At 58.2% G+C, this 24,014-nt stretch carries 23 protein-coding genes and 2 tRNA genes; 21 read left to right on the top strand and 4 right to left on the bottom strand.

Annotation, left to right across the window (positions count from 1 at the left end; genetic code table 11):
* Positions 1-25 precede the first annotated feature (25 nt).
* Positions 26-508 carry an SsrA-binding protein SmpB gene (smpB, locus tag AC07SI_RS27590; protein WP_060752280.1) on the bottom strand — a complete coding sequence of 161 codons (483 nt, stop codon included), beginning with the start codon at positions 506-508 and terminating at the stop codon, positions 26-28.
* A gap of 167 nt (positions 509-675) precedes the next feature.
* Between smpB and AC07SI_RS27595 the strand changes: the two genes are divergently transcribed.
* Entirely contained in the window at positions 676-1,110 is a 435-nt protein-coding gene (locus AC07SI_RS27595) for a type II toxin-antitoxin system RatA family toxin (RefSeq protein ID WP_005791512.1), read from the top strand.
* Positions 1,103-1,405, top strand: a complete 303-nt coding sequence (locus tag AC07SI_RS27600) for an RnfH family protein (RefSeq protein WP_120449947.1) — start codon at positions 1,103-1,105, stop codon at positions 1,403-1,405. Before AC07SI_RS27595 ends, AC07SI_RS27600 begins: the two co-directional genes overlap by 8 nt.
* A 63-nt stretch (positions 1,406-1,468) precedes the next feature.
* On the opposite strand, the gene AC07SI_RS27605 is transcribed toward AC07SI_RS27600, so the two are convergent.
* Entirely contained in the window at positions 1,469-1,996 is a 528-nt protein-coding gene (locus tag AC07SI_RS27605; RefSeq protein ID WP_065910254.1) for an outer membrane protein assembly factor BamE, read from the bottom strand.
* Between the two features lie 98 nt (positions 1,997-2,094).
* On the opposite strand from AC07SI_RS27605, the gene fur reads away from it, so the two are divergent.
* Positions 2,095-2,499 (top strand): ferric iron uptake transcriptional regulator, encoded by a 405-nt coding sequence (gene fur, locus AC07SI_RS27610; protein WP_495006934.1) that lies wholly within the window; start codon positions 2,095-2,097, stop codon positions 2,497-2,499.
* Between the two features lie 86 nt (positions 2,500-2,585).
* Here fur and recN read toward each other — a convergent pair whose 3' ends face one another.
* Positions 2,586-4,259, bottom strand: coding sequence for a DNA repair protein RecN (recN, locus tag AC07SI_RS27615; protein ID WP_106802600.1), 1,674 nt, complete (start codon positions 4,257-4,259; stop codon positions 2,586-2,588).
* A 254-nt stretch (positions 4,260-4,513) separates the two neighbouring features.
* Here recN and grpE point away from each other — a divergent pair, with 254 nt between their 5' ends.
* The 8 genes from grpE (at position 4,514) to AC07SI_RS27655 (ending at position 14,980) form a co-directional block, all read left to right on the top strand.
* The gene (gene grpE / locus AC07SI_RS27620; RefSeq protein WP_495006921.1) at positions 4,514-5,074 is read left to right on the top strand and encodes a nucleotide exchange factor GrpE; all 561 of its coding nucleotides are present in this window, start codon (positions 4,514-4,516) and stop codon (positions 5,072-5,074) included.
* 102 nt (positions 5,075-5,176) lie between these two features.
* Positions 5,177-7,093 (top strand): molecular chaperone DnaK, encoded by a 1,917-nt coding sequence (dnaK, locus tag AC07SI_RS27625; RefSeq protein WP_065910260.1) that lies wholly within the window; start codon positions 5,177-5,179, stop codon positions 7,091-7,093.
* Between the two features lie 317 nt (positions 7,094-7,410).
* Complete coding sequence (gene dnaJ, locus AC07SI_RS27630) at positions 7,411-8,535, top strand: molecular chaperone DnaJ (protein WP_065910262.1); 1,125 nt, start codon at positions 7,411-7,413, stop codon at positions 8,533-8,535.
* Positions 8,536-8,544: 9 nt separating this feature from the next.
* Complete coding sequence (dapB, locus tag AC07SI_RS27635) at positions 8,545-9,351, top strand: 4-hydroxy-tetrahydrodipicolinate reductase (protein WP_065910264.1); 807 nt, start codon at positions 8,545-8,547, stop codon at positions 9,349-9,351.
* Between the two features lie 259 nt (positions 9,352-9,610).
* Entirely contained in the window at positions 9,611-10,747 is a 1,137-nt protein-coding gene (gene carA, locus AC07SI_RS27640; protein ID WP_065910266.1) for a glutamine-hydrolyzing carbamoyl-phosphate synthase small subunit, read from the top strand.
* A 105-nt stretch (positions 10,748-10,852) separates the two neighbouring features.
* A complete protein-coding gene (gene carB / locus AC07SI_RS27645) occupies positions 10,853-14,074 on the top strand; it encodes a carbamoyl-phosphate synthase large subunit (protein WP_065910267.1) in 3,222 nt (1,073 codons plus the stop codon).
* Positions 14,071-14,547, top strand: coding sequence for a transcription elongation factor GreA (greA, locus tag AC07SI_RS27650; RefSeq protein ID WP_003235048.1), 477 nt, complete (start codon positions 14,071-14,073; stop codon positions 14,545-14,547). Before carB ends, greA begins: the two co-directional genes overlap by 4 nt.
* A gap of 28 nt (positions 14,548-14,575) precedes the next feature.
* The gene (locus tag AC07SI_RS27655) at positions 14,576-14,980 is read left to right on the top strand and encodes an MFS transporter (RefSeq protein ID WP_120449941.1); all 405 of its coding nucleotides are present in this window, start codon (positions 14,576-14,578) and stop codon (positions 14,978-14,980) included.
* 9 nt (positions 14,981-14,989) lie between these two features.
* Here the strand turns inward: AC07SI_RS27655 and AC07SI_RS27660 are convergent, their stop codons facing one another.
* Positions 14,990-15,298, bottom strand: coding sequence for a YhbY family RNA-binding protein (locus AC07SI_RS27660; protein ID WP_010206607.1), 309 nt, complete (start codon positions 15,296-15,298; stop codon positions 14,990-14,992).
* Between the two features lie 106 nt (positions 15,299-15,404).
* On the opposite strand from AC07SI_RS27660, the gene rlmE reads away from it, so the two are divergent.
* The 10 genes from rlmE (at position 15,405) to nusA (ending at position 23,999) form a co-directional block, all read left to right on the top strand.
* Positions 15,405-16,055 (top strand): 23S rRNA (uridine(2552)-2'-O)-methyltransferase RlmE, encoded by a 651-nt coding sequence (gene rlmE, locus AC07SI_RS27665; protein WP_010206606.1) that lies wholly within the window; start codon positions 15,405-15,407, stop codon positions 16,053-16,055.
* 200 nt (positions 16,056-16,255) lie between these two features.
* Entirely contained in the window at positions 16,256-18,166 is a 1,911-nt protein-coding gene (gene ftsH / locus AC07SI_RS27670; RefSeq protein ID WP_032803717.1) for an ATP-dependent zinc metalloprotease FtsH, read from the top strand.
* An 8-nt stretch (positions 18,167-18,174) separates the two neighbouring features.
* Positions 18,175-19,026: a dihydropteroate synthase gene (gene folP / locus AC07SI_RS27675; RefSeq protein WP_495006922.1), complete on the top strand. Its 852-nt coding sequence runs from the start codon at positions 18,175-18,177 to the stop codon at positions 19,024-19,026.
* 16 nt (positions 19,027-19,042) lie between these two features.
* Positions 19,043-20,380 carry a phosphoglucosamine mutase gene (gene glmM, locus AC07SI_RS27680; RefSeq protein WP_065910270.1) on the top strand — a complete coding sequence of 446 codons (1,338 nt, stop codon included), beginning with the start codon at positions 19,043-19,045 and terminating at the stop codon, positions 20,378-20,380.
* 66 nt (positions 20,381-20,446) lie between these two features.
* The gene (gene tpiA / locus AC07SI_RS27685) at positions 20,447-21,202 is read left to right on the top strand and encodes a triose-phosphate isomerase (RefSeq protein WP_495006923.1); all 756 of its coding nucleotides are present in this window, start codon (positions 20,447-20,449) and stop codon (positions 21,200-21,202) included.
* Positions 21,203-21,206: 4 nt separating this feature from the next.
* Entirely contained in the window at positions 21,207-21,590 is a 384-nt protein-coding gene (gene secG, locus AC07SI_RS27690) for a preprotein translocase subunit SecG (RefSeq protein WP_010206600.1), read from the top strand.
* Positions 21,591-21,612: 22 nt separating this feature from the next.
* Positions 21,613-21,698, top strand: a tRNA-Leu gene (locus AC07SI_RS27695).
* Positions 21,699-21,794: 96 nt separating this feature from the next.
* A tRNA-Met gene (locus tag AC07SI_RS27700) sits at positions 21,795-21,871 on the top strand.
* 140 nt (positions 21,872-22,011) lie between these two features.
* Positions 22,012-22,470: a ribosome maturation factor RimP gene (gene rimP / locus AC07SI_RS27705; protein WP_003235029.1), complete on the top strand. Its 459-nt coding sequence runs from the start codon at positions 22,012-22,014 to the stop codon at positions 22,468-22,470.
* A 47-nt stretch (positions 22,471-22,517) separates the two neighbouring features.
* Entirely contained in the window at positions 22,518-23,999 is a 1,482-nt protein-coding gene (gene nusA, locus AC07SI_RS27710; protein ID WP_008057419.1) for a transcription termination factor NusA, read from the top strand.
* Positions 24,000-24,014 lie beyond the last annotated feature (15 nt).

Below are 24,014 nucleotides of genomic sequence, written 5' to 3' on the forward strand. Positions count from 1 at the left end.
TCCCGAAGCTACACCGCGACAAGGATTATTCTTCCTTGCCCTTGTTGCGTACGGCGCGGTGCAGTTCCCGGTTGGAATCGCGCTCGCGCTCGGTATCACGCTTGTCGTATTCCTTCTTGCCCTTGCCCAGCGCGATCTCACACTTGACCAGGTGCTTGCTCCAATACCAGGACAGGCAGACGCAGGCATAGCCCTTCTGCTGCACGGCGGCGGCGAGCTTGTCGATCTCGCGGGCGTTGAGCAGCAGCTTGCGCGTGCGCACCGGGTCGGCAATCACGTGGGTGCTCGCGGTGGTCAGCGGAGTGATATGACTGCCGAGCAGCCACGCCTCGCCATCCTTGAGCAGCACATAGCTGTCGACCAGTTGCAGCTTGCTGGCGCGCAGACTTTTTACTTCCCAGCCGGCCAGGACCAGACCAGCCTCGAAACGATGTTCGATGAAGTAATCGTGTCGCGCCTTTTTATTTTGCGCGATGGTCCCTGTGGGGTGTTTCTTTTGTTTAGCCATAGGGGCGGCATTATAGGGAGTTGCGAGCGTGTCGGCTACGGTCAACCTGCGTGCTTGAGCGTGTTGGAGGAATCCCGGACAATGCAGGCAGTTCTTTGGTTTTTTTCTCTCGCGGATCGGGCTGTTCTTTCGCGATGTTTTGCCTCAGCAGTGGAAATGACGCACACATGACGACGCATATTCAACGTTCGGCGTTGCTGCCCTATCCGGCACAGGCGCTCTATGACCTGGTCAACGACGTTGCGCGTTACCCGGAATTCCTGCCTTGGTGCTCGACTGCCGAGGTGCTGGAAAGCAGTGATGAGCACATGGTCGCCAGCGTTGGCGTGGCGAAGGGCGGTCTTAGCCAGCATTTTGTTACGCGCAATGTGCTGGTGCCCGGGAAATCCATTGAAATGAATCTGCAGGAGGGGCCGTTCACCCAATTGCATGGTGTGTGGGTGTTCAAGGCGCTGACGGACAAGGCGTGCAAGATCAGCCTGGACCTGTCGTTTGATTACGCAGGGCCTATCGTGCGAGCAACACTGGGGCCACTGTTCAATCAGGCGGCCAATACCCTGGTGGATGCGTTTTGCCAGCGAGCCAAGCAACTGCATGGTTGAAATTGAGGTGGTATACGCCGCAGAAGATCGGCAGGTGTTGCTGGCGGCGGCGGTGCCCGAAGGCACCAGCTTGCGAGCGGCGGTGCAGGCTTGCGGGATCGAGGCGCAGTTTCCGGCGCTGGATCTGGCTGATTGCCCTTTGGGGATATTTGGCAAGGTGATTGCGGACCCCGACGTGCGAGTCGTGCAGGCGGGCGATCGTATTGAGATTTACCGGCCTTTGCTGGCCGATCCTAAAGAAGTGCGCCGCTTGCGAGCAGCCAAGGCGGCGCTGGCCAAGCAGCAAAACCCATAGGCTTGCCAAGCAGCAGGCAATAAAAAACCCGGCATGCCGGGTTTTTTATTGGGCGCCGCTCAATTACTGCGGGCTGGTGTCCAGAGGCTGTGGCGTCGGGACCGGCACAGTTTCCACGCCGTCGACGTCTTTCTGGATCTTGTCGAGCAATGAGCCTGGTTTGGCTGGCACTTCAGACTTCGGCTTCTCGTTTTCCTGCGCAGGGGCAGTCACGTTGGCGCCGTTGTCCTTGCCGAGCAAGGCTTCATCTCGGCTCACGCCGGGCATGAAGTCACCAGACAGGCTGACGAGTTGGTCATTGCCATTGAAAATGACGCTGACGCGCTCCTGCTGGCGTTCACCGCCACCTGGCTGGATGCTGTAGAGATAATCCCAGCGATCAGCATGGAAAGTGTCGGTCAGCAGGGGGTTGCCCATGATAAACCTTACTTGCCGTCGGGTCATTCCCGGGCGTAACTGGTCTATCATGTCCTGCGTGACGACATTGCCCTGCTGGATGTCGATTTTGTAAACCCCGGGGAATGAACAACCGGCGAGTGCGAGCAGTCCCACAAAGGTGAAACTGGTTAGCAAGAGCTTGGTGTTTTGCATCGGTGGGCGACTTCCACTATCTTGGCTGGGACAACGTAAACGCCGATCATACCCGTATTAAGAGAAGCTGCGAAGCAGCATCCGCGAGAAAGCTAACCATGGTTGAAAATAGCGAACTACGCAAAGCCGGTCTTAAAGTGACTCTGCCACGAGTCAAGATTCTACAAATGCTCGATTCTGCTGAGCAGCGCCACATGAGTGCCGAGGATGTTTACAAGGCGCTGATGGAGTCTAACGAGGACGTTGGCCTGGCCACGGTTTACCGTGTGCTGACCCAGTTTGAAGCCGCAGGGCTGGTGGTTCGTCATAATTTCGACGGCGGTCATGCAGTGTTCGAATTGGCTGACGGTGGTCATCACGACCACATGGTTGACCTGGATACCAATGAGGTTATCGAGTTCACCAGCCCTGAGATCGAAGCGCTGCAGCATAAGATTGCTGAGGAGCATGGCTACGATCTGGTTGACCATAATCTGGTCCTGTACATCCGTAAGAAAAAGTAAAAATCGACGCAGATTCTCTCTGCGAAACGATCGAAGGCGACCCTAGGGTCGCCTTCGTGCTTTCTATAAGAGCGAAAATGCTGGCTTCAGGCTTTTGCGGCGACCACCATTTTCTTCGCGTGGGCCAGGGACTCTTTGGTCAGGTCGATACCGCCGAGCATCCGAGCCACTTCTTCCACACGTTCCGATTTGTTCAGCTTGGACACGGCTGTGTGTGTCGCTTCATCGCCGCGCACCTTGTGCACAAACAGATGTTGATGCCCCTGTGCCGCTACCTGTGGCAAGTGAGTCACCGTCAGCACCTGGCCTCTATCCCCCAGGCGTCGCAACAACTGGCCAACAATTTCTGCGGTCGGCCCGCCGATACCGACGTCCACTTCGTCGAATACCAGCGTAGGCACCCGTGACGTTTGGGCTGTAATCACCTGAATCGCCAGGCTGATGCGCGATAACTCGCCGCCGGATGCCACTTTTGCCAGCGCCTTGAGCGGCTGGCCAGGGTTGGCGCTGACCAGCAGTTCTACCTGCTCCAGGCCGTGGGGCTGCAGCTCATTGCTGGCATTGGCGCGCAATTCAATCGTGAAGCGCCCACCCGGCATGCCCAGGCGCTGGATCTCCTGCTCTACGGCACTGGCCAGGCTGGCGGCTGCTTGCTGGCGCAGGTCGCTCAGCTCGCGGGCCTTCTCTTGATAATGACGGGCAAAGGATGCGAGTTCATCGCCTAATCGTTCGATGGATTCGTCGTTGGCATTCAGTGTTTCGATTTCATCCAGCAGCTTTTGCTGCATCGTGGCCACTTCGGTGGGCTGGATTCGATGTTTGCGCGCCAGGGTATAGATAGTGTCCAGGCGCTCCTCTATTTCCTGCAGGCGGGAGGGGTCGGCATCAAAGTGGTCGAGGAAGCGATTCAACTCGCCCACGGCTTCTTCTACCTGGATCTGCGCACTGGTCAGCAGGGTGGTGGCTTCGCTGAGCGAGCCCGAAGCATTGTTGACGCTGGACAGTCGGTTGAGGCTGGCCGTCAGTGCGTTGAGCACATTGCCGGAATCGCTTTCGCTGCATTGCTCCACGACTTGGCGGCAGATGCCCAACAGGGTTTCGGCATTGGTGAGGTTCTTGTGTTCCTGTTCGAGTTGTTCCAGCTCGGTCTCGCCGAGTGCCAGGCTCTCGAGCTCTTCAAGCTGGTAGCTGAGCAGTTGATGGCGAGCGCGCTGCTCGTCGCCGGAGTTGGAGAGTCGCTCCAATTCCTGGCGGGTCTGGCGCCAGCGTTGAGCGGCAAGCTGCACCTGGCGGGCCAGGTCGGTGGCGCCGGCATATTCGTCGAGCAGGCGGCGGTGGGTGTCGGTTTTCAGCAGGGACTGGTGTTCATGTTGGCTGTGGATATCGATGAGCAATTCGCCCAGGGCTTTCAGGTCGCCAAGCGGGCAGGGCGTGCCGTTGATGTAGCCGCGCGAGCGCCCTTCGGCGGTGATCACCCGGCGCAGGATGCACGGCCCCTCATTATTCAGGTCGCGCTCGGCGAGCCAGGCCTCGGCTTCGGGAATGTCTGCCAGGTCGAAGGTAGCCAGGATGTCGGCCTTGTCCGCACCCGGACGCACCACGCCGCTGTCGGCGCGATCGCCCAGGGTCAGGCCGAGCGCGTCGAGCATGATCGATTTGCCGGCGCCGGTTTCGCCTGTGATTACGCTCATCCCGCGATCCAGTTCGAGATCCAGGTGTTCAACGATGGCGTAGTTATGTACGGACAGGTGCACGAGCATGAACGTCGCTCCCAGGCTTTAGGTCTGGTTATTTATACAGTGTTTTGTTCAGGGCTGACAATCCTGGCGCTTAGCTCGATTTGCTTGAGTCGCCACTTTTTTTAGCGCAATGAGGAATGATGCGGCAGGAATTGATCCCGGTCATGGGAAAGACTTTTGGTAACGCCTGCGCCCTTGAACCCTGAAATTGTGGCCCCATATACCGGAACAGAAGCGCGAGTTGAGTTCGCGCATGATTTTGAAAGGAGAAATCTATGGCTGACGAACAGACGCAGGATACGCAAACTCCAGACGCTACCCAGGCTGGCTCGGAAGACCTGGCCGTGCGTGTGCAAGCGCTCGAAGAGCAATTGGCCGCTGCGCAGGACCAGTCTTTGCGTGTTGCCGCCGATCTGCAGAACGTCCGCCGCCGTGCCGAGCAGGATGTAGAGAAGGCTCACAAATTCGCGCTGGAAAAATTCGCCGGTGACTTGCTGCCGATCATCGACAGCCTGGAACGTGGCCTTGAGTTGTCCAACCCGGACGACGAAAACATCCGCCCAATGCGCGAAGGGATCGAACTGACCCTGAAAATGTTCCAGGACACCCTGAAGCGTTATCAGTTGGAAGCCATCGATCCAACCGGCGGCGAACCGTTCAACGCTGAGCATCACCAAGCCATGGCCATGCAGGAAAGCCATGACCTGGAGCCTAACAGCGTGTTGAAAGTGTTCCAGAAGGGGTATCAGCTCAATGGTCGCTTGCTGCGCCCGGCGATGGTTGTAGTGAGCAAGGCTCCTGCACCGGTTTCGCCTTCTATTGATGAGCAGGCTTGAAATACGCCGTAAGGCCCCCATCTATAAGTCAAGCGTTTAAGTGCTACCGCAGTTAGCCACCACTGCTGCGGCATCCAAATTCAAGTTTCGGGAGAGTAAATCATGGGCAAAATTATCGGTATCGACCTGGGGACCACCAACTCCTGCGTCTCCGTCATGGAAAACGGCAAAGCCAAAGTTATCGAAAACGCCGAAGGCGCGCGTACCACGCCGTCGATCATTGCTTACGCAAATGATGGCGAGATCCTCGTTGGTCAGTCGGCCAAGCGTCAGGCTGTCACCAACCCGCACAACACCCTGTACGCGGTGAAGCGTCTGATCGGTCGTAAGTTCGACGAAGAAGTCGTACAGAAAGACATCAAGATGGTGCCTTACAAAATCGCCAAGGCTGACAACGGGGACGCCTGGGTTGAAGTCAATGGCAACAAGATGTCTGCACCGCAGATCTCGGCTGAAGTCTTGAAAAAGATGAAGAAGACTGCCGAAGACTACCTCGGTGAAGCAGTGACTGAAGCGGTCATCACCGTTCCGGCCTACTTCAACGACAGCCAGCGCCAGGCGACCAAAGACGCCGGCCGCATCGCGGGCCTGGACGTAAAACGTATCATCAACGAACCTACCGCAGCTGCTCTGGCCTACGGTATGGATAAGGCCAAGGGCGACCACACTGTGATCGTTTATGACCTGGGTGGCGGTACGTTCGACGTCTCGGTCATCGAGATCGCTGAAGTTGACGGCGAGCACCAGTTCGAAGTGTTGGCCACCAACGGCGACACCTTCCTGGGTGGTGAAGACTTTGACATTCGTCTGATCGACTACCTCGTTGACGAATTCAAGAAAGAAAGCGGCATGAACCTCAAGGGTGACCCGCTGGCTATGCAGCGCCTCAAGGAAGCTGCTGAAAAAGCCAAGATCGAGCTGTCCTCGAGCATGTCGACCGACGTCAACCTGCCGTACATCACTGCAGACGCCACCGGTCCTAAGCACTTGAACGTGAAGATTTCTCGCGCCAAGTTGGAAGCACTGGTTGAAGACCTGGTTCAGCGCACCATCGAACCTTGCCGCATTGCCTTGAAAGACGCAGGTATCGACGTTGGTTCCATCAACGACGTGATCCTGGTGGGCGGTCAGACCCGTATGCCACTGGTACAGCAGAAAGTAACCGAGTTCTTCGGCAAGGAAGCACGTAAAGACGTGAACCCGGACGAAGCGGTTGCCATGGGTGCTGCCATCCAGGGCGCGGTATTGGCCGGCGACGTGAAAGACGTGCTGCTGCTGGACGTCAGCCCGCTGACCCTGGGTATCGAAACCATGGGTGGCGTGATGACTGCGCTGATCGAGAAAAACACCACGATTCCTACCAAGAAATCCCAGGTGTTCTCGACTGCCGACGACAACCAAGGCGCTGTGACCATCCACGTGCTGCAAGGTGAGCGTAAGCAAGCGGCTCAGAACAAGTCCCTGGGCAAGTTCGACCTGGCCGAGATTCCACCAGCACCACGTGGCGTGCCACAAATCGAAGTGACCTTCGACATCGACGCCAACGGCATCTTGCACGTAGGTGCCAAGGACAAGGCCACTGGCAAAGAGCAGAAGATCACTATCAAGGCCAACTCCGGTCTGTCTGATGAAGAAATTCAACAGATGATCCGTGATGCTGAAGCCAACGCCGACGCAGATGCCAAGTTTGCCGAGCTGGCTGGCGCCCGTAACCAGGGTGATGCACTGGTTCACTCGACCCGCAAAATGGTCGCGGATGCTGGCGATAAAGTGACTGCTGAGGAGAAGACCGCAATCGAAGCTGCCGTGGTTGCCCTGGAAGCCGCCATCAAAGGCGACGACAAGGCTGCCATCGAAGCCAAGGTTGAGGAGCTGTCGAAAGTCTCCGCACCGGTTGCCCAGAAAATGTACGCCGAGCAAGGCCAGCCGGCTGATGGTGCTGCACAGCACGCAGAGCCTGAAGCCAAGCACGACGACGTTGTCGATGCCGAGTTCGAAGAAGTCAAAGACCAGAAGTAAGTTGGTCGCCCGGTTGACCGCTATCAAGCGGTGACTGGTAGGATGTCGCCGCGCGGGAGCTTGCTCCCGCGTTGGCGTGTCTGGGGTATGCGAATTTTTACAACATGCGACAACGCTCGGATGTTGGCGGTGTGATCGGGAATGCTCCTGCTTCCCGGGCGACAGTCACCGTGTTTTTGGCCGGGTCCCTGGCTGAAAGCAGTAATGACCAGGATCGTTGAATTGACGTGAGTTGGGTCCGGGCCTGTATTGGGGCTCAACGAGTTTGGCAAGGCTCAGGAGGGTCTGGCCAAACGTCCTTAAGAGTGCAAAGACTTATGGCAAAGCGTGACTATTACGAAGTATTGGGTGTGGAGCGCGGCTCCAGCGATGCGGACCTGAAAAAGGCTTACCGTCGCCTGGCGATGAAGCACCACCCGGACCGTAATCCGGATAGCAAAGAATCCGAAGAAATGTTCAAGGAGGCCAACGAGGCCTACGAATGCCTTTCTGATCCGAACAAGCGTGCGGCTTACGACCAGTATGGTCATGCCGGTGTCGACCCGAGCATGGGCGGCGGCGGTGCAGGTTTCGGCGGCCAGAACTTCTCCGATATCTTCGGCGACGTTTTCAGCGACTTCTTTGGCGGTGGCCGGGGTGGCCAGCGTGGTGGCGCCCAGCGTGGCAGCGACTTGCGCTACACCCTCGAGTTGAACCTGGAAGAGGCCGTGCGCGGTACCAGCGTCAACATCCGCGTGCCGACGCTGGTTAATTGCAAGCCGTGCGACGGCTCGGGCGCCAAGAAAGGCTCCTCGCCGATCACCTGCCCTACCTGTGGCGGTATCGGCCAGGTCCGTATGCAGCAGGGCTTCTTCTCGGTGCAGCAAACCTGCCCGCGTTGCCATGGCCAGGGCAAGATCATTTCCGATCCGTGCGACTCGTGCCACGGCGAAGGTCGCGTCGAAGAGTACAAGACCCTGTCGGTCAAAGTGCCGGCGGGTGTGGATACCGGAGACCGCATCCGTTTGTCGGGTGAGGGCGAGGCGGGCACCCAGGGTGGCCCTACCGGTGACCTGTACGTGGTGATCAATGTGCGTGAGCACTCGATCTTCCAGCGCGACGGCAAGCACCTGTTCTGCGAAGTGCCGATCAGCTTTGTCGATGCAGCCTTGGGCGGCGAGTTGGAGATTCCGACCCTGGATGGTCGGGTCAAGCTGAAGATCCCCGAGGGTACCCAGACCGGCAAGCAGTTCCGTATTCGTGGCAAGGGCGTTGCGCCGGTGCGCGGCGGTGGTGCAGGCGATCTGATGTGCCGCGTAGCGGTCGAGACCCCGGTCAACCTGGGGCGTCGTCAGCGTGAACTGCTCGAAGAGTTCCGCAGTTCGTTGGAAGGTGACGACTCCCATTCACCGAAAACCACTGGGTTTTTCGATGGCGTGAAGCGCTTCTTCGGCGACCTGTAAGGAGTGGATATGCGACGTATAGCCGTTATGGGCGCTGCCGGGCGCATGGGGAAGACGCTGGTCGAGGCGGTGCAGCAGCGCTCGCCGGCCTCCGGGCTGACCGCAGCCATCGTTCGCCCGGGCAGCACGTTGATTGGTGCAGATGCGGGCGAGTTGGCTTCGCTGGGCCGTATCGGTGTGTCGTTGTCGAGCAGCCTGGAGCAGGTGGCTGAAGAGTTCGACGTGTTGATCGACTTCACTCTGCCTGATGTGATGCTGAAAAACCTGGCGTTCTGCCGCAAGGCGGGCAAGGCCATGGTGATCGGTACGACGGGTTTGAGTGCCGAGCAGAAGCAGTTGCTGGTGGAGGCGGGTAAAGATATCCCGATCGTCTTCGCGGCCAACTTCAGCGTGGGCGTGAACCTGTCGCTCAAGTTGCTGGATCTGGCGGCGCGCGTGCTGGGGGATGAGGCGGATATCGAAATCATCGAGACCCATCATCGTCACAAGATCGATGCGCCGTCGGGCACCGCGCTGCGCATGGGTGAAGCCATCGCTGATGCGTTGGGCCGGGACTTGTCCAAGGTGGCCGTATATGGCCGTGAAGGTCATACCGGTGCGCGTGCGCGTGACACCATCGGCTTTGCGACCGTGCGCGGTGGTGATGTTGTGGGTGATCACACCGTGCTGTTTGCCACTGAAGGTGAGCGCCTGGAGATCACGCACAAGGCCTCCAGTCGCATGACGTTTGCCAAGGGCGCCGTCCGTGCTGCGCTCTGGCTGGAAGGTCGTGAGCCGGGTCTGTATGACATGCGTGACGTGCTGGATCTGCACTAATCAGTAGCTAAAATCGGGCCTCAGGATTATCCTGAGGCCCCGTTTTTACCCGCTAAGCGACGTCCTGTCGCATTCCCCTGCCTTTAAGGCTCATTAGCGGTGGACCAAAAAAGCCTTTTTCTGTAAGCTACAGCTTTAGTGTGTCCACTAAAAGCGCGCAGAATAATTCGGTGAAGAAGCGGGGTGACGTGTCCATACGTCACTCCGCTTTTTTACAACCTGCGATCGCCCTTTCAGGCTTTATTTACGGGAGGTCTTCTTGACTAAGCCAGCCATACTCGCCCTTGCTGATGGCAGCATTTTTCGCGGCGAAGCCATTGGAGCCGACGGTCAAACCGTTGGAGAGGTGGTGTTCAACACCGCCATGACCGGCTATCAGGAAATCCTTACCGATCCTTCCTACGCCCAACAGATCGTTACCCTGACCTATCCGCACATCGGCAACACCGGTACTACACCGGAAGACGTCGAGTCTGATCGTGTCTGGTCGGCGGGTCTGGTAATTCGTGACCTGCCACTGGTCGCGAGCAACTGGCGTAACACGATGTCGCTGTCCGATTACCTGAAAGCCAACAATGTTGTGGCAATCGCCGGTATCGATACGCGTCGCCTGACACGCATCCTGCGTGAAAAAGGCTCGCAGAACGGCTGCATCATGGCCGGTGAGAATATTTCCGAAGAGGCAGCGATCGCTGCTGCGCAAGGCTTCCCTGGCCTGAAAGGCATGGACCTGGCGAAAGTCGTCAGCACCAAGGAAAAGTACGAGTGGCGCTCCACCGTCTGGGACTTGAAGACTGACAGTCACGCGACCATCGAGGCTGCTGAGCTGCCTTACCACGTCGTCGCCTACGACTATGGCATCAAGTACAACATCCTGCGCATGCTGGTCGAGCGCGGTTGCCGCGTGACCGTGGTGCCTGCGCAAACCCCGGCCAGCGATGTGCTCGCCCTGCAACCGGACGGCGTGTTCCTGTCCAACGGCCCCGGTGACCCCGAGCCTTGCGACTACGCCATCCAGGCGATCAAGGATGTGCTGGAAACCGAAATTCCGGTCTTCGGTATCTGCCTGGGTCACCAGTTGCTGGCCCTGGCCTCCGGCGCCAAGACCCTGAAAATGGGGCACGGCCACCACGGTGCCAACCACCCTGTGCAAGACCTGGACACTGGCGTTGTGATGATCACCAGCCAGAACCATGGCTTTGCGGTGGATGAAGCGACCCTGCCGGGCAACGTCCGCGCAATTCACAAGTCGCTGTTCGACGGTTCCCTGCAAGGCATCGAGCGCACTGACAAGAGCGCCTTCAGCTTCCAGGGCCACCCTGAAGCAAGCCCGGGCCCGAACGACGTAGCGCCGCTGTTCGACCGTTTCATCAATGAGATGGCCAAGCGACGCTGACTGAGTGGCCTGCGCGCGGCCCCGACTGTCGGTGGCCCCCGCAGGCTCTTCAAAGAATGTTCAAGACGGCTTGCCGACTGACCTGCGGATTTGAGTGACAAACCCATGCCAAAACGTACAGACATAAAAAGCATCCTGATTCTCGGCGCTGGCCCGATCGTTATCGGCCAGGCCTGCGAATTCGACTACTCCGGCGCCCAGGCCTGTAAAGCCCTGCGCGAGGAGGGCTACCGCGTCATCCTGGTGAACTCCAACCCGGCGACCATCATGACCGACCCGGCCATGGCCGACGCCACCTATATCGAGCCGATCAAGTGGCAGACCGTTGCCAAGATCATCGAGAAAGAGCGTCCGGACGCGCTGCTGCCCACCATGGGCGGCCAGACTGCACTGAACTGCGCCCTGGACCTGGAGCGCGAAGGCGTGCTGGAGAAGTTCGGCGTAGAGATGATCGGTGCGAATGCCGACACCATCGACAAGGCTGAAGACCGTTCGCGTTTCGACAAGGCGATGAAGTCCATCGGCCTGGCGTGCCCGCGCTCCGGTATCGCGCACACCATGGAAGAAGCCAACGCAGTCCTCGAGACTCTCGGCTTCCCGTGCATCATCCGTCCGTCCTTCACCATGGGCGGCACCGGTGGCGGTATCGCCTACAACCGTGAAGAGTTCGAAGAAATCTGCGCCCGTGGTCTGGACCTGTCGCCGACCAAGGAACTGCTGATCGACGAATCGCTGATCGGCTGGAAAGAATATGAAATGGAAGTTGTCCGCGACAAAAAGGACAACTGCATCATCGTCTGCTCCATCGAAAACTTTGACCCGATGGGCGTGCACACCGGTGACTCGATCACCGTCGCTCCGGCACAGACCCTGACCGACAAGGAATACCAGATCCTGCGTAACGCCTCCCTGGCGGTATTGCGCGAGATTGGCGTTGAAACCGGCGGTTCCAACGTTCAGTTCGGTATCTGCCCGAACACTGGCCGCATGGTCGTGATCGAGATGAACCCGCGTGTATCGCGCTCGTCGGCCCTGGCGTCGAAAGCGACCGGCTTCCCGATCGCCAAGGTCGCGGCCAAGCTGGCTGTGGGTTACACCCTCGATGAGCTGTCGAACGACATCACCGGCGGCAAGACCCCGGCTTCCTTCGAGCCGTCCATCGACTACGTCGTCACCAAGCTGCCACGTTTCGCCTTCGAGAAATTCGCCAAGGCTGACGCGCGCCTGACTACTCAGATGAAGTCGGTTGGTGAAGTCATGGCCATCGGCCGTACTTTCCAAGAATCCCTGCAGAAAGCCCTGCGCGGCCTGGAAGTGGGCGTTTGCGGCCTGGACGAGAAGCTCGACCTGAGCAACCCGGAAAGCATGAGCGTGCTCAAGCGCGAGCTGACCGTGCCGGGCGCCGAGCGTATCTGGTACGTGGCTGACGCCTTCCGCGCCGGCATGACTGTCGAAGACATCTTCGGCATGAACATGATCGACCCGTGGTTCCTGGTGCAGATCGAAGATCTGATCAAGGAAGAAGAGAAGGTCAAGACCCTGGGTCTGGCCAGCATCGACCGCGACATGATGTTCCGCCTGAAGCGCAAAGGCTTCTCCGACCAGCGCCTGGCCAAGCTGCTGGGTGTGACTGAGAAGAACCTGCGTACGCATCGCCACAAGCTGGAGATCTTCCCGGTCTACAAGCGCGTTGATACCTGCGCCGCCGAGTTCTCCACCGACACCGCCTACCTGTACTCCACCTATGAGGAGGAGTGCGAAGCCGCCCCGTCGGGTCGCGACAAGATCATGATCCTGGGCGGCGGTCCGAACCGTATCGGCCAGGGTATCGAGTTTGACTACTGCTGCGTACACGCCGCTCTCGCCCTGCGCGAAGACGGGTACGAGACCATCATGGTTAACTGCAACCCGGAAACTGTTTCCACCGACTACGACACCTCTGATCGCCTGTACTTCGAGCCAGTGACCCTGGAAGACGTGCTGGAAATCGTGCGCGTCGAGAAGCCAAAAGGCGTGATCGTCCAGTACGGCGGCCAAACCCCGCTGAAACTGGCGCGTGCCCTTGAAGCGGCCGGCGTGCCGATCATTGGCACCAGCCCAGATGCCATCGACCGTGCGGAAGACCGTGAGCGCTTCCAGCAGATGGTTGAACGCCTGAACCTGCGTCAGCCGCCGAACGCCACCGTGCGCAGCGAAGATGAGGCTATCCGCGCCGCCAGCAAGATCGGCTACCCGCTGGTGGTGCGTCCGTCCTACGTGCTGGGCGGTCGGGCGATGGAAATTGTCTACGAAGAAGAAGAACTCAAGCGTTACCTGCGCGATGCGGTGAAAGTGTCCAACGACAGCCCGGTGCTGCTGGACCACTTCCTCAACTGCGCCATCGAAATGGATGTGGATGCGGTCTGCGACGGCACTGACGTCGTGATCGGCGCGATCATGCAGCACATCGAGCAGGCGGGTGTTCACTCCGGTGACTCGGCGTGCTCGCTGCCACCGTACTCGCTGCCGGCGCACATCCAGGACGAGATGCGCGAACAGGTCAAGAAAATGGCCCTGGAACTGGGCGTGGTCGGCTTGATGAACGTACAGTTGGCGCTGCAAGGCGAAGACATCTACGTCATCGAAGTCAACCCGCGCGCTTCGCGTACCGTGCCATTTGTTTCCAAGTGCATCGGTGTGTCCCTGGCCATGATCGCTGCCCGCGTGATGGCCGGTAAGACCCTGAAGGAAATCGGCTTCACCAAGGAAATCATTCCGAACTTCTACAGTGTGAAAGAGGCGGTGTTCCCATTCGCCAAATTCCCTGGTGTGGACCCGATCCTGGGGCCAGAGATGAAGTCCACCGGTGAAGTGATGGGCGTGGGCGATACCTTCGGTGAAGCGTTCGCCAAGGCCCAGATGGGTGCCAGCGAAGTGCTGCCGACCGGCGGTACTGCGTTTATCAGCGTGCGTGATGATGACAAGCCACTGGTTGCAGGCGTGGCCCGTGATCTGATCAACTTGGGCTTTGAAGTCGTGGCCACCGCCGGGACCGCCAAGCTGATCGAGGCTGCCGGCCTGAAAGTGCGTCGCGTGAACAAGGTGACGGAAGGCCGTCCGCATGTGGTCGACATGATCAAGAATGACGAAGTCACGCTGATCATCAACACCACCGAAGGTCGCCAGTCGATCGCGGACTCCTATTCCATTCGTCGTAACGCCTTGCAGCACAAGATCTACTGCACCACCACCATTGCTGCTGGCGAAGCCATCTGCGAAGCACTCAAGTTCGGTCCGGAAAAGACCGTGCGTCGCTTGCAGGATCTACACGCAGGATTGAAGGCATGACCAAATACCCAATGACCGTCCAGGGCTTCAAGGCCCTGGAAGAGGAGCACGCCCATCTGACCAAGGTCGTACGTCCAAAGCTGAGCCAGGACATTGGTACGGCCCGCGAACTGGGTGACCTTAAGGAAAACGCCGAATACCATGCTGCTCGCGAGCAGCAAGGTATGGTCGAGGCGCGGATCCGTGACATCGAAGGCCGCCTGCAGAACTCGGTGGTCATCGACGTAACGACCATTCCGAAGACCGGCAAGGTGATTTTCGGCACCACCGTGGAAATCGCCAACGTCGAGACTGACGAAAGCGTGGTCTACCACATCGTCGGGGAAGACGAAGCTGACTTCAAACTCGGCAAGATCTCCGTCGGCTCCCCGCTTGCCCGCGCCTTGATTGCCAAGGAAGAGGGTGATGTGGTGGCGGTCAAGACGCCGGGTGGCGTGATCGAGTACGAGATTGTTGAAGTCCGTCACGTCTGAACGGCGGCGCCCGCTTCGTGCGGGCGCCATGCTTTGGCAGCTTGCCCAGATGCTTTGGGTGGGCGGCCTGTGGTTGTTGCACATTGGCGTGTTACCGGCGCTGGGCCTGATTGGCCTGGCACCGTTGCTGATCGATGAGATCGATGGATTACTGAGTGCGCTGCTGGTGGGTTTTGCGGCGGCGTGCGTAACGCTCCAGGCGTTGGTGCTGGTCAAGGCCGAAGGCTTGGGGAGTTTGTGGCGGGATATTCGCGGCCAACTGCTGTTGATGGCGCTGTATGCATGTGCGATGTACTGCATCGTGCATGTGTGGCTGCCGGAAGCGTTGCGCTGGCAGTTATTCAGCTATCTTGTGCTAGGGTTCTCCGGCCTGGTGCTGGTTATACAGCCTGCACCGGGATGGAGTGGCGGGGCGCGCGAAGCACGCCCGTGACCCTTGTTGTCATTTGAAGCGATGAACGTTCGACAGTTGCTTGTTGACGCTGAAGTTCTTGCGATACAGCAGCGCCATCTTGCCGATGACCTGGACCAGGTCCGCTTTGCCAACCTTGCACAGTTCTGCAATGGCGGCCAGGCGCGCTTCGCGGTCAAGGATATTGACCTTGATCTTGATCAGTTCGTGATCGTTCAGTGCGCGTTCAAATTCGGCTAACACACCTTCAGTCAAACCGTTATCTGCCACAATCAAAACTGGTTTCAGATGGTGGCCAATGGATTTGTACTGTTTCTTCTGCTCTTGAGTGAGCGGCATAATCTGACCCCTGCGTCTGATCTTGTAAAAAGCGGCGGCCAGTTTACCCGAGCGAGTCCGGGACCGCCCAGTTAATCACGACCCGTTTTATTTTTCGAGGTGGCCCGTGGCCCGTTCCAAAACTAGCCTTAAGTGGCTGCAAGAGCATTTCAACGATCCTTACGTCAAAAAGGCGCAGAAGGACGGCTACCGGTCCCGGGCCAGCTACAAGCTGCTGGAGCTCCAGGACAAGGACAAATTGTTTCGCCCCGGCATGAGCGTGATCGACCTGGGTGCAGCACCCGGTGGCTGGTCCCAGGTGGCCAGTCGTCTGATTGGCGGGCAAGGCCGATTGATCGCTTCCGACATCCTCGAGATGGACAGCATCCCGGATGTAACCTTCGTGCACGGCGATTTCACCCAGGACGCCGTACTGGCCGAGATCCTGGAAGCCGTCGGAAATTCGCAGGTAGACCTTGTGATTTCCGACATGGCCCCCAATATGAGTGGATTACCGGCTGTTGATATGCCGCGAGCCATGTTCCTGTGCGAGTTGGCGCTGGATCTGGCGGGGCGGGTATTGCGTCCGGGTGGTGATTTCCTGGTCAAGGTCTTCCAAGGTGAAGGCTTCGACGAGTACCACAAGAACATCCGCAAGCTGTTCGACAAGGTACAGATGCGTAAACCGGACTCTTCCCGGGACCGGTCTCGCGAGCAATATCTGCTGGCGCGGGGGTTCCGCGGCATTGAAGGCGCTGCCAGTGATGAGCGTCTTTGAAGGTTTGAAGGGAGTCGATAGGTTTTTTTATATCGCTTTCGTCACGAAGCTTTACGAATATTGTGTAGTCAAAGTTTCACAAAGGGTTACAGACGGCGCCTGCCAGAGTTGTAGGTAATGTAGTAAGTTAGGCCGGTGAATATCATGCGAAGCGCGCGCCAGTAGCGGAGCTTGCTTCAGAGGGTAGTTAATTGAACGATATGGCAAAGAATCTGATCCTGTGGTTGATCATCGCGGCTGTCCTGGTGACGGTGATGAACAACTTCTCCAGCCCTAACGAGCCGCAGACCCTCAACTATTCCGACTTCATCCAGCAAGTTAAGGATGGCAAGGTCGAGCGCGTGGCGGTTGATGGCTACGTGATCACCGGCAAGCGCAACGATGGCGACAGCTTCAAGACCATTCGTCCGGCCATTCAGGACAACGGTCTGATCGGCGACCTGGTGGATAACCATGTGGTTGTCGAAGGCAAGCAGCCTGAGCAGCAGAGCATCTGGACTCAACTCCTGGTGGCCAGCTTCCCGATCCTGGTGATCATCGCCGTGTTCATGTTCTTCATGCGCCAGATGCAAGGCGGTGCGGGAGGCAAGGGCGGGCCGATGAGCTTCGGCAAGAGCAAGGCGCGCCTGCTCTCCGAAGATCAGGTGAAGACCACCCTGGCTGACGTCGCGGGTTGCGACGAGGCAAAGGAAGAAGTCGGTGAGTTGGTTGAATTCCTGCGCGATCCGGGCAAGTTCCAGCGCCTGGGCGGCCGTATTCCTCGCGGCGTGCTGATGGTCGGTCCTCCGGGTACCGGTAAAACCTTGCTGGCCAAGGCGATTGCCGGTGAAGCCAAGGTGCCTTTCTTCACCATTTCCGGTTCTGACTTCGTCGAAATGTTCGTCGGTGTCGGCGCCAGCCGCGTTCGCGATATGTTCGAGCAGGCCAAGAAACACGCACCGTGCATTATCTTCATCGATGAAATCGACGCTGTTGGTCGCCATCGTGGTGCTGGCATGGGCGGTGGTCACGATGAGCGTGAGCAGACCCTCAACCAGTTGCTGGTCGAGATGGATGGTTTCGAGATGAATGACGGCATCATCGTCATCGCTGCGACCAACCGTCCTGACGTGCTGGACCCTGCGCTGCTGCGTCCAGGCCGCTTCGACCGTCAGGTTGTCGTAGGCTTGCCGGATATCCGTGGTCGCGAGCAAATCCTCAAAGTCCACATGCGCAAAGTGCCAATGGGTGACGATGTCGCTCCGGCAGTGATTGCGCGTGGTACGCCGGGTTTCTCCGGTGCCGACCTGGCCAACCTGGTCAACGAAGCTTCGTTGTTCGCGGCTCGTACAGGCAAGCGCATCGTCGAGATGAAAGAGTTCGAACTGGCAAAAGACAAGATCATGATGGGCGCAGAGCGCAAATCCATGGTCATGTCCGAGAAAGAAAAGCAGAACACCGCTTATCACGAAGCCGGCCACGCCATTGTGGGTCGCGTTGTGCCAGAGCATGACCCGGTCTACAAGGTGTCGATCATTCCTCGGGGGCGGGCGCTGGGTGTCACCATGTTCCTGCCGGAAGAGGATCGTTACAGCCTCTCCAAGCGTGCGCTGATCAGCCAGATCTGCTCACTGTACGGCGGTCGAATTGCTGAAGAGATGACCCTGGGCTTTGATGGCGTAACGACCGGGGCCTCCAATGACATCATGCGTGCCAGTCAGATTGCGCGGAACATGGTGACCAAGTGGGGCTTGTCGGAGAAACTCGGTCCGTTGATGTATGCCGAGGAAGAGGGTGAGGTATTCCTGGGTCGTGGCGGTGGTGGTCAGAGTGCCAGTTTCTCCGGCGAGACAGCCAAGCTGATCGACTCCGAAGTGCGCAGCATCATTGACCAGTGCTATGGCACGGCCAAGCAGATCCTGACCGACAACCGTGACAAGTTGGACGCCATGGCTGACGCGTTGATGAAGTACGAGACTATCGATGCTGACCAGATCGACGACATCATGGCGGGCCGTACGCCGCGTGAGCCGCGTGATTGGGAAGGTGGTTCGGGCACCTCTGGCACTCCGCCTGTCGTGCAGAACGAACGCCCTGAAACCCCGATCGGTGGTCCGGCAGCTGACCACTAAGGTTTGAAATGACTTCTGTGTTGTCCTCCACCCGGTTGCCTTGCGGCAACCGGGTTCTTGATTTGGCCCATACGCACGTGATGGGCATTCTTAATGTCACCCCTGACTCCTTTTCCGACGGCGGCCGCTTCAGTCAGCTCGATGCTGCGTTGCGCCATGCCGAAGCAATGGTGTCGGCGGGGGCGACCCTGATTGATGTCGGCGGTGAGTCGACTCGGCCGGGCGCTCGGGTGGTTTCTCCGTTGGAGGAGCTGGAGCGTGTGGCGCCGATTGTCGAGCGCATTGCTCGCGAGCTGGATGTCATTATCTCGGTCGATACTTCCACCCCGGCAGTCATGCGTGAGACGGCGCGCCTGGGGGCGGGGTTGATCAACGACGTGCGTTCCCTGCGGCGTGACGGCGCCCTGGACGCCGCGGCGGCTACCGGTCTGCCGGTGTGCCTGATGCATATGCTGGGTGAGCCCGGCACTATGCAGGACAACCCGCACTATGATGACCTGGTGGGTGAAGTGAGCAGCTTCCTGGCTGAAAGGGTCGCCCAATGCGCCGCAGTCGGGATTGCGCCTGAAAAGATTATCCTGGATCCAGGGTTTGGCTTCGCCAAGTCCTTGCAGCACAACTTAAGCCTGTTCAAGCACGTGGAGTCCCTGCATGCCCTTGGTCGGCCCCTGTTGGTCGGTGTTTCGCGCAAGAGCATGATAGGGATGGCACTGAATCGTCCGGTAGGTGAACGGTTGTACGGCGGTCTCGCACTCGCGGCGCTTGCTATGACCAAGGGTGCGCGTATCTTGCGCGTGCATGATGTCGCCGAGACGGTGGATGTGGTGCGCATGATTGCCGCGGTAGAATCAGCCGAATAAGAATGATGGAGCACTTATGACTAAAAAATATTTTGGCACCGACGGTATCCGTGGGCGGGTTGGCGAGTTTCCGATTACTCCGGATTTCATGCTCAAGCTGGGGTGGGCGGCAGGTATGGCGTTCCGTAGCATGGGCGCCTGCCGCATCCTGGTGGGTAAGGACACTCGAATTTCCGGGTACATGTTTGAATCCGCACTGGAAGCTGGTTTGTCCGCCGCGGGCGCCGATGTGATGCTGTTGGGGCCGATGCCGACGCCGGCTATCGCCTACCTCACGCGTACCTTCCACGCGGAAGCCGGGATTGTCATCAGTGCTTCTCACAATCCCCATGATGACAACGGCATCAAGTTTTTCTCGGGTCTGGGCACCAAGCTGCCGGATGAGATCGAGTTGATGATCGAAGAGCTGCTGGACGCACCGATGACGGTGGTTGAGTCCAGCAAGCTGGGCAAGGTGTCGCGTATCAACGACGCCTCTGGCCGCTACATCGAATTCTGCAAGAGCAGCGTACCAAGCAGCACCAATTTTGCCGGGCTGAAAATTGTTGTCGACTGCGCCCATGGTGCGACCTATAAGGTGGCCCCGAGCGTATTCAAGGAGCTTGGGGCTGATGTGACAGTGCTGTCGGCCCAGCCTAACGGGTTGAACATCAACGACAACTGTGGCTCGACGCATATGGGTCAGCTGCAGGCGGCGGTCCTGGCCGAGCATGCGGACCTGGGCATTGCCTTCGACGGTGACGGCGATCGCGTGCTCATGGTGGATCACACCGGCGCCGTGGTCGACGGGGATGACCTGCTGTTCATCATTGCTCGCGACCTGCATGAGCGTAACAAGCTGCAAGGGGGTGTCGTCGGTACGCTGATGAGCAACCTGGGGTTGGAGTTGGCCCTGGCAGATCTTGGCATTCCGTTCGTGCGTGCCAATGTCGGTGACCGCTATGTGATCGCCGAGTTGCTTGAGCGCAACTGGCAGATCGGTGGGGAAAACTCGGGGCATGTTGTTTGCTTCCAGCACACCACCACCGGTGACGCGATCATTGCTGCGCTGCAGGTGCTATTGGCCCTGCGTCGCCGTGAAGAGAGCCTGGCCCAGGCGCGCCAGGCCCTGCGCAAGTGCCCACAAGTATTGCTCAACGTGCGTTTTGCCGGTGGCGAAAACCCGATCGAGCATCCCGCTGTCAAAGAGGCGTGCGAGCGTGTGACCCTGGCAATGGCGGGGCGTGGCCGGGTGTTGTTGCGCAAGTCCGGCACAGAGCCTCTGGTGCGTGTCATGGTCGAAGGTGACGACGAAACTCAGGTTCGCGGCCATGCCGAAGACCTGGCAAAACTGGTAACTGAAGTTTGCGCCTGAATTCGGCTTGCCAGTGATGATGTGGTTGGGTAACATCTGCGCCCACTTTGACCGACGAGGTACAGCATGCGTCGCACTATGGTAGCTGGTAACTGGAAGATGCACGGTACCCGCGCCAGTGTCGCTGAGCTGATCAATGGCCTTCGTCACTTGGCCTTGCCTAGCGGTGTTGATGTCGCGGTTTTCCCGCCTTGCTTGCATATCACTCAAGTAGTTGATGGCTTGAAAGGCAAGTCGATTCAGGTCGGCGCGCAGAATTCTGCGGTGGAAGCCATGCAAGGTGCGTTGACCGGTGAGATTGCACCGAGTCAATTGGTCGATGCGGGTTGTTCCTATGTGCTTGTCGGGCACTCCGAGCGCCGTCAGATGATGGGCGAGCGTGATGGGACACTCAATCGCAAGTTCGCAGCGGCACAGGCTCGTGGCTTGATTCCAGTGTTGTGCATAGGGGAGACCCTGGAGCAGCGTGAATCGGGCAAGACTCTTGAAGTTGTCTCGCGTCAGCTGGGCAGCATCATCGAGGAGCTGGGTGTTGGTGCGTTTGCAAAGGCAGTTATTGCTTACGAGCCGGTCTGGGCCATTGGCACCGGGCTGACTGCTACACCGCAACAGGCGCAGGATGTGCACGCAGCCATCCGCGCGCAGTTGGCGGCAGAGAATTCTGAAGTCGCACAAGGTGTGCGTCTTCTATACGGCGGCAGCGTGAAGGCGGCCAATGCGGTCGAACTGTTCGGCATGCCGGATATCGATGGGGGGCTCATTGGTGGAGCTTCCCTGAATGCAGATGAGTTCGGTGCGATCTGTCGCGCCGCGGGAAACTGAAAAAATGCTGGAAACAGTCGTAGTCGTTTTTCATCTGTTGGCTGCCCTGGGCGTAGTTGCCCTGGTTTTGTTGCAACAGGGTAAAGGTGCGGATGCTGGTGCGTCTTTCGGTGCAGGTGCTTCAAATACTGTGTTCGGAAGCCAAGGTTCCTCTACCTTTCTTAGTAAGTTTACTGCTATACTTGCCGCCGGTTTCTTCATAACCAGCTTGGGGTTAGGTTACTTTGCTAAAGAGAAAGCTCATGTGCTGACTCAAGTAGGTCTCCCAAACCCAGCAGTGTTGGAAGTACCAAAAGCAAAACCGGCTTCTGATGATGTCCCGGTGCTTCAAGAGCAAAAGTCGGCTACTCCAGCGACTGACGTACCTCCAGCTCAAGAGCAGAAGTAAGAAGGGTTGTAAACGCTGTATTGCCGAGGTGGTGGAATTGGTAGACACGCAACCTTGAGGTGGTTGTGCCCATAGGGTGTAGGGGTTCGAGTCCCCTTCTCGGTACCAATTATCAGGAGAGCCCGCTGTTGCGGGCTTTCTTGTAGGTGGAAGGTTACATTGACCCTGTAAGGGATCGGTCGTATACTTCCGCCCCAGCTTTGTCGCGGGGTGGAGCAGTCTGGTAGCTCGTCGGGCTCATAACCCGAAGGTCGTCGGTTCAAATCCGGCCCCCGCAACCAGTTTTAGCGGAGCCCCTTTTAAGGGGCTTTTTGTTAGCTGGACACTTTCAACGCCGCTGTTCGACGGCGTTTCAAGGATGGGCGTTTCGCCCATTTTTTTATTTTGCACAGCATGCACATACATGCACGAGGGGGTTCAGGTGTCGAGCAAGCTAGAAGAGTTGCAGGCCTTGTTGGCCCCGGTGGTCGTGGCCCTAGGCTATGAATGCTGGGGTATTGAGTTTTCGGCTCAAGGTCGCCACTCAATGTTGCGCGTTTATATCGATAAAGAGGGCGGCGTGCTGGTGGACGATTGTGCCATTGTCAGCCGTCAGATCAGCGGTGTCCTGGATGTTGAAGATCCGATCTCCGTTGAATACACCCTCGAAGTTTCCTCGCCAGGCATGGAACGCCCACTGTTCACTATTGATCAGTTTGCAAAATTTGCCGGTGAACAAGTGAAGATCAAGCTGCGATCCCCGTTCGAAGGGCGTCGCAACTTTCAGGGCCTTCTGCGCGGTGTAGAAGAACAGGATGTCGTGGTGCAGGTAGAAGACCATGAGTTCCTGTTGCCGATCGATATGATCGACAAGGCCAACATTATTCCCAGTTTTGACTGAGACGCGGATCCCGCGGATCCAATGGCTTGCGAAAGGCGAGGCGTACGATGAGCAAAGAAGTACTGCTGGTTGTTGAGTCGGTATCCAATGAAAAGGGCGTACCGGCAAACGTGATTTTTGAAGCGCTGGAGCTGGCCCTGGCCACTGCAACCAAAAAGCGTTTTGAAGACGAAGTTGATCTGCGTGTGGAAATCAACCGCCACACCGGTGCCTATGAGACTTTCCGTCGCTGGACGGTCGTCGAAGAAGCCGATCTTGATGATCCGGCCATCGAAACCTGGCCAAGCAAGGTTGCTGAAACGCACCCTGGCGCCAAGGTCGGTGATGTCGTCGAAGAAAAGATCGAATCGATCGAATTCGGCCGTATTGCTGCACAGACCGCCAAGCAGGTCATTGTGCAGAAGGTTCGCGAAGCCGAGCGCGCTCAAGTCGTTGACGCTTATCGCGAGCGCCTGGGTGAAATCATCTCCGGCACCGTGAAAAAAGTTACCCGCGACAACGTGATCGTCGACCTGGGCAACAACGCCGAAGCGTTGCTAGCCCGCGAAGACATCATCTCTCGCGAAACTTTCCGTGTTGGCGTGCGTTTGCGTGCGCTGCTCAAGGAAATCCGCACCGAGAACCGCGGCCCTCAGTTGATCCTGTCGCGTACCGCGCCGGAAATGCTGATCGAGCTGTTCCGTATTGAAGTGCCGGAAATTGCCGAAGGCCTGATCGAAGTCATGGCTGCGTCCCGCGACCCGGGTTCGCGCGCCAAGATCGCGGTTCGCTCCAAGGACAAACGCATCGACCCGCAAGGCGCTTGCATTGGTATGCGCGGTTCGCGCGTCCAGGCAGTGTCGGGCGAATTGGGCGGTGAGCGTGTGGACATCGTCCTGTGGGACGATAACCCGGCGCAGTTCGTGATCAACGCCATGTCGCCGGCTGAAGTGGCGGCAATTATCGTTGACGAAGATGCCCATGCAATGGACATCGCCGTTGGCGCAGACAATCTGGCTCAGGCCATTGGTCGTGGTGGTCAGAACGTGCGTCTGGCCAGCCAACTGACCGGCTGGACCCTGAACGTGATGACCGAATCGGACATCCAGGCTAAGCAGCAAGCTGAAACCGGTGACATCCTGCGCAACTTCATCGACGAGTTGGAAGTCGACGAAGACCTGGCGCAGGTGCTGGTAGATGAAGGCTTCACCAGCCTGGAAGAGATTGCCTACGTACCGTTGGAAGAAATGCTCAACATCGACGGCTTTGACGAAGACACCGTCAACGAGCTTCGCGCTCGGGCCAAGGATCGTTTGTTGACTAAAGCCATCGCTACTGAGGAAAAGCTGGCAGACGCCCATCCGGCCGAAGACCTGCTCTCGCTTGAGGGTATGGACAAGGATTTGGCGATGGAACTGGCGGTGCGCGGCGTAATTACCCGCGAAGACCTGGCCGAGCAGTCTATTGACGATCTGCTCGACATCGACGGCATTGACGATGATCGTGCCGGCAAGTTGATCATGGCCGCCCGAGCCCATTGGTTCGAGTAATTAGGCGCGGCCTGA

The organism is Pseudomonas sp. GW821-FHT05D12 (assembly GCF_059419825.1).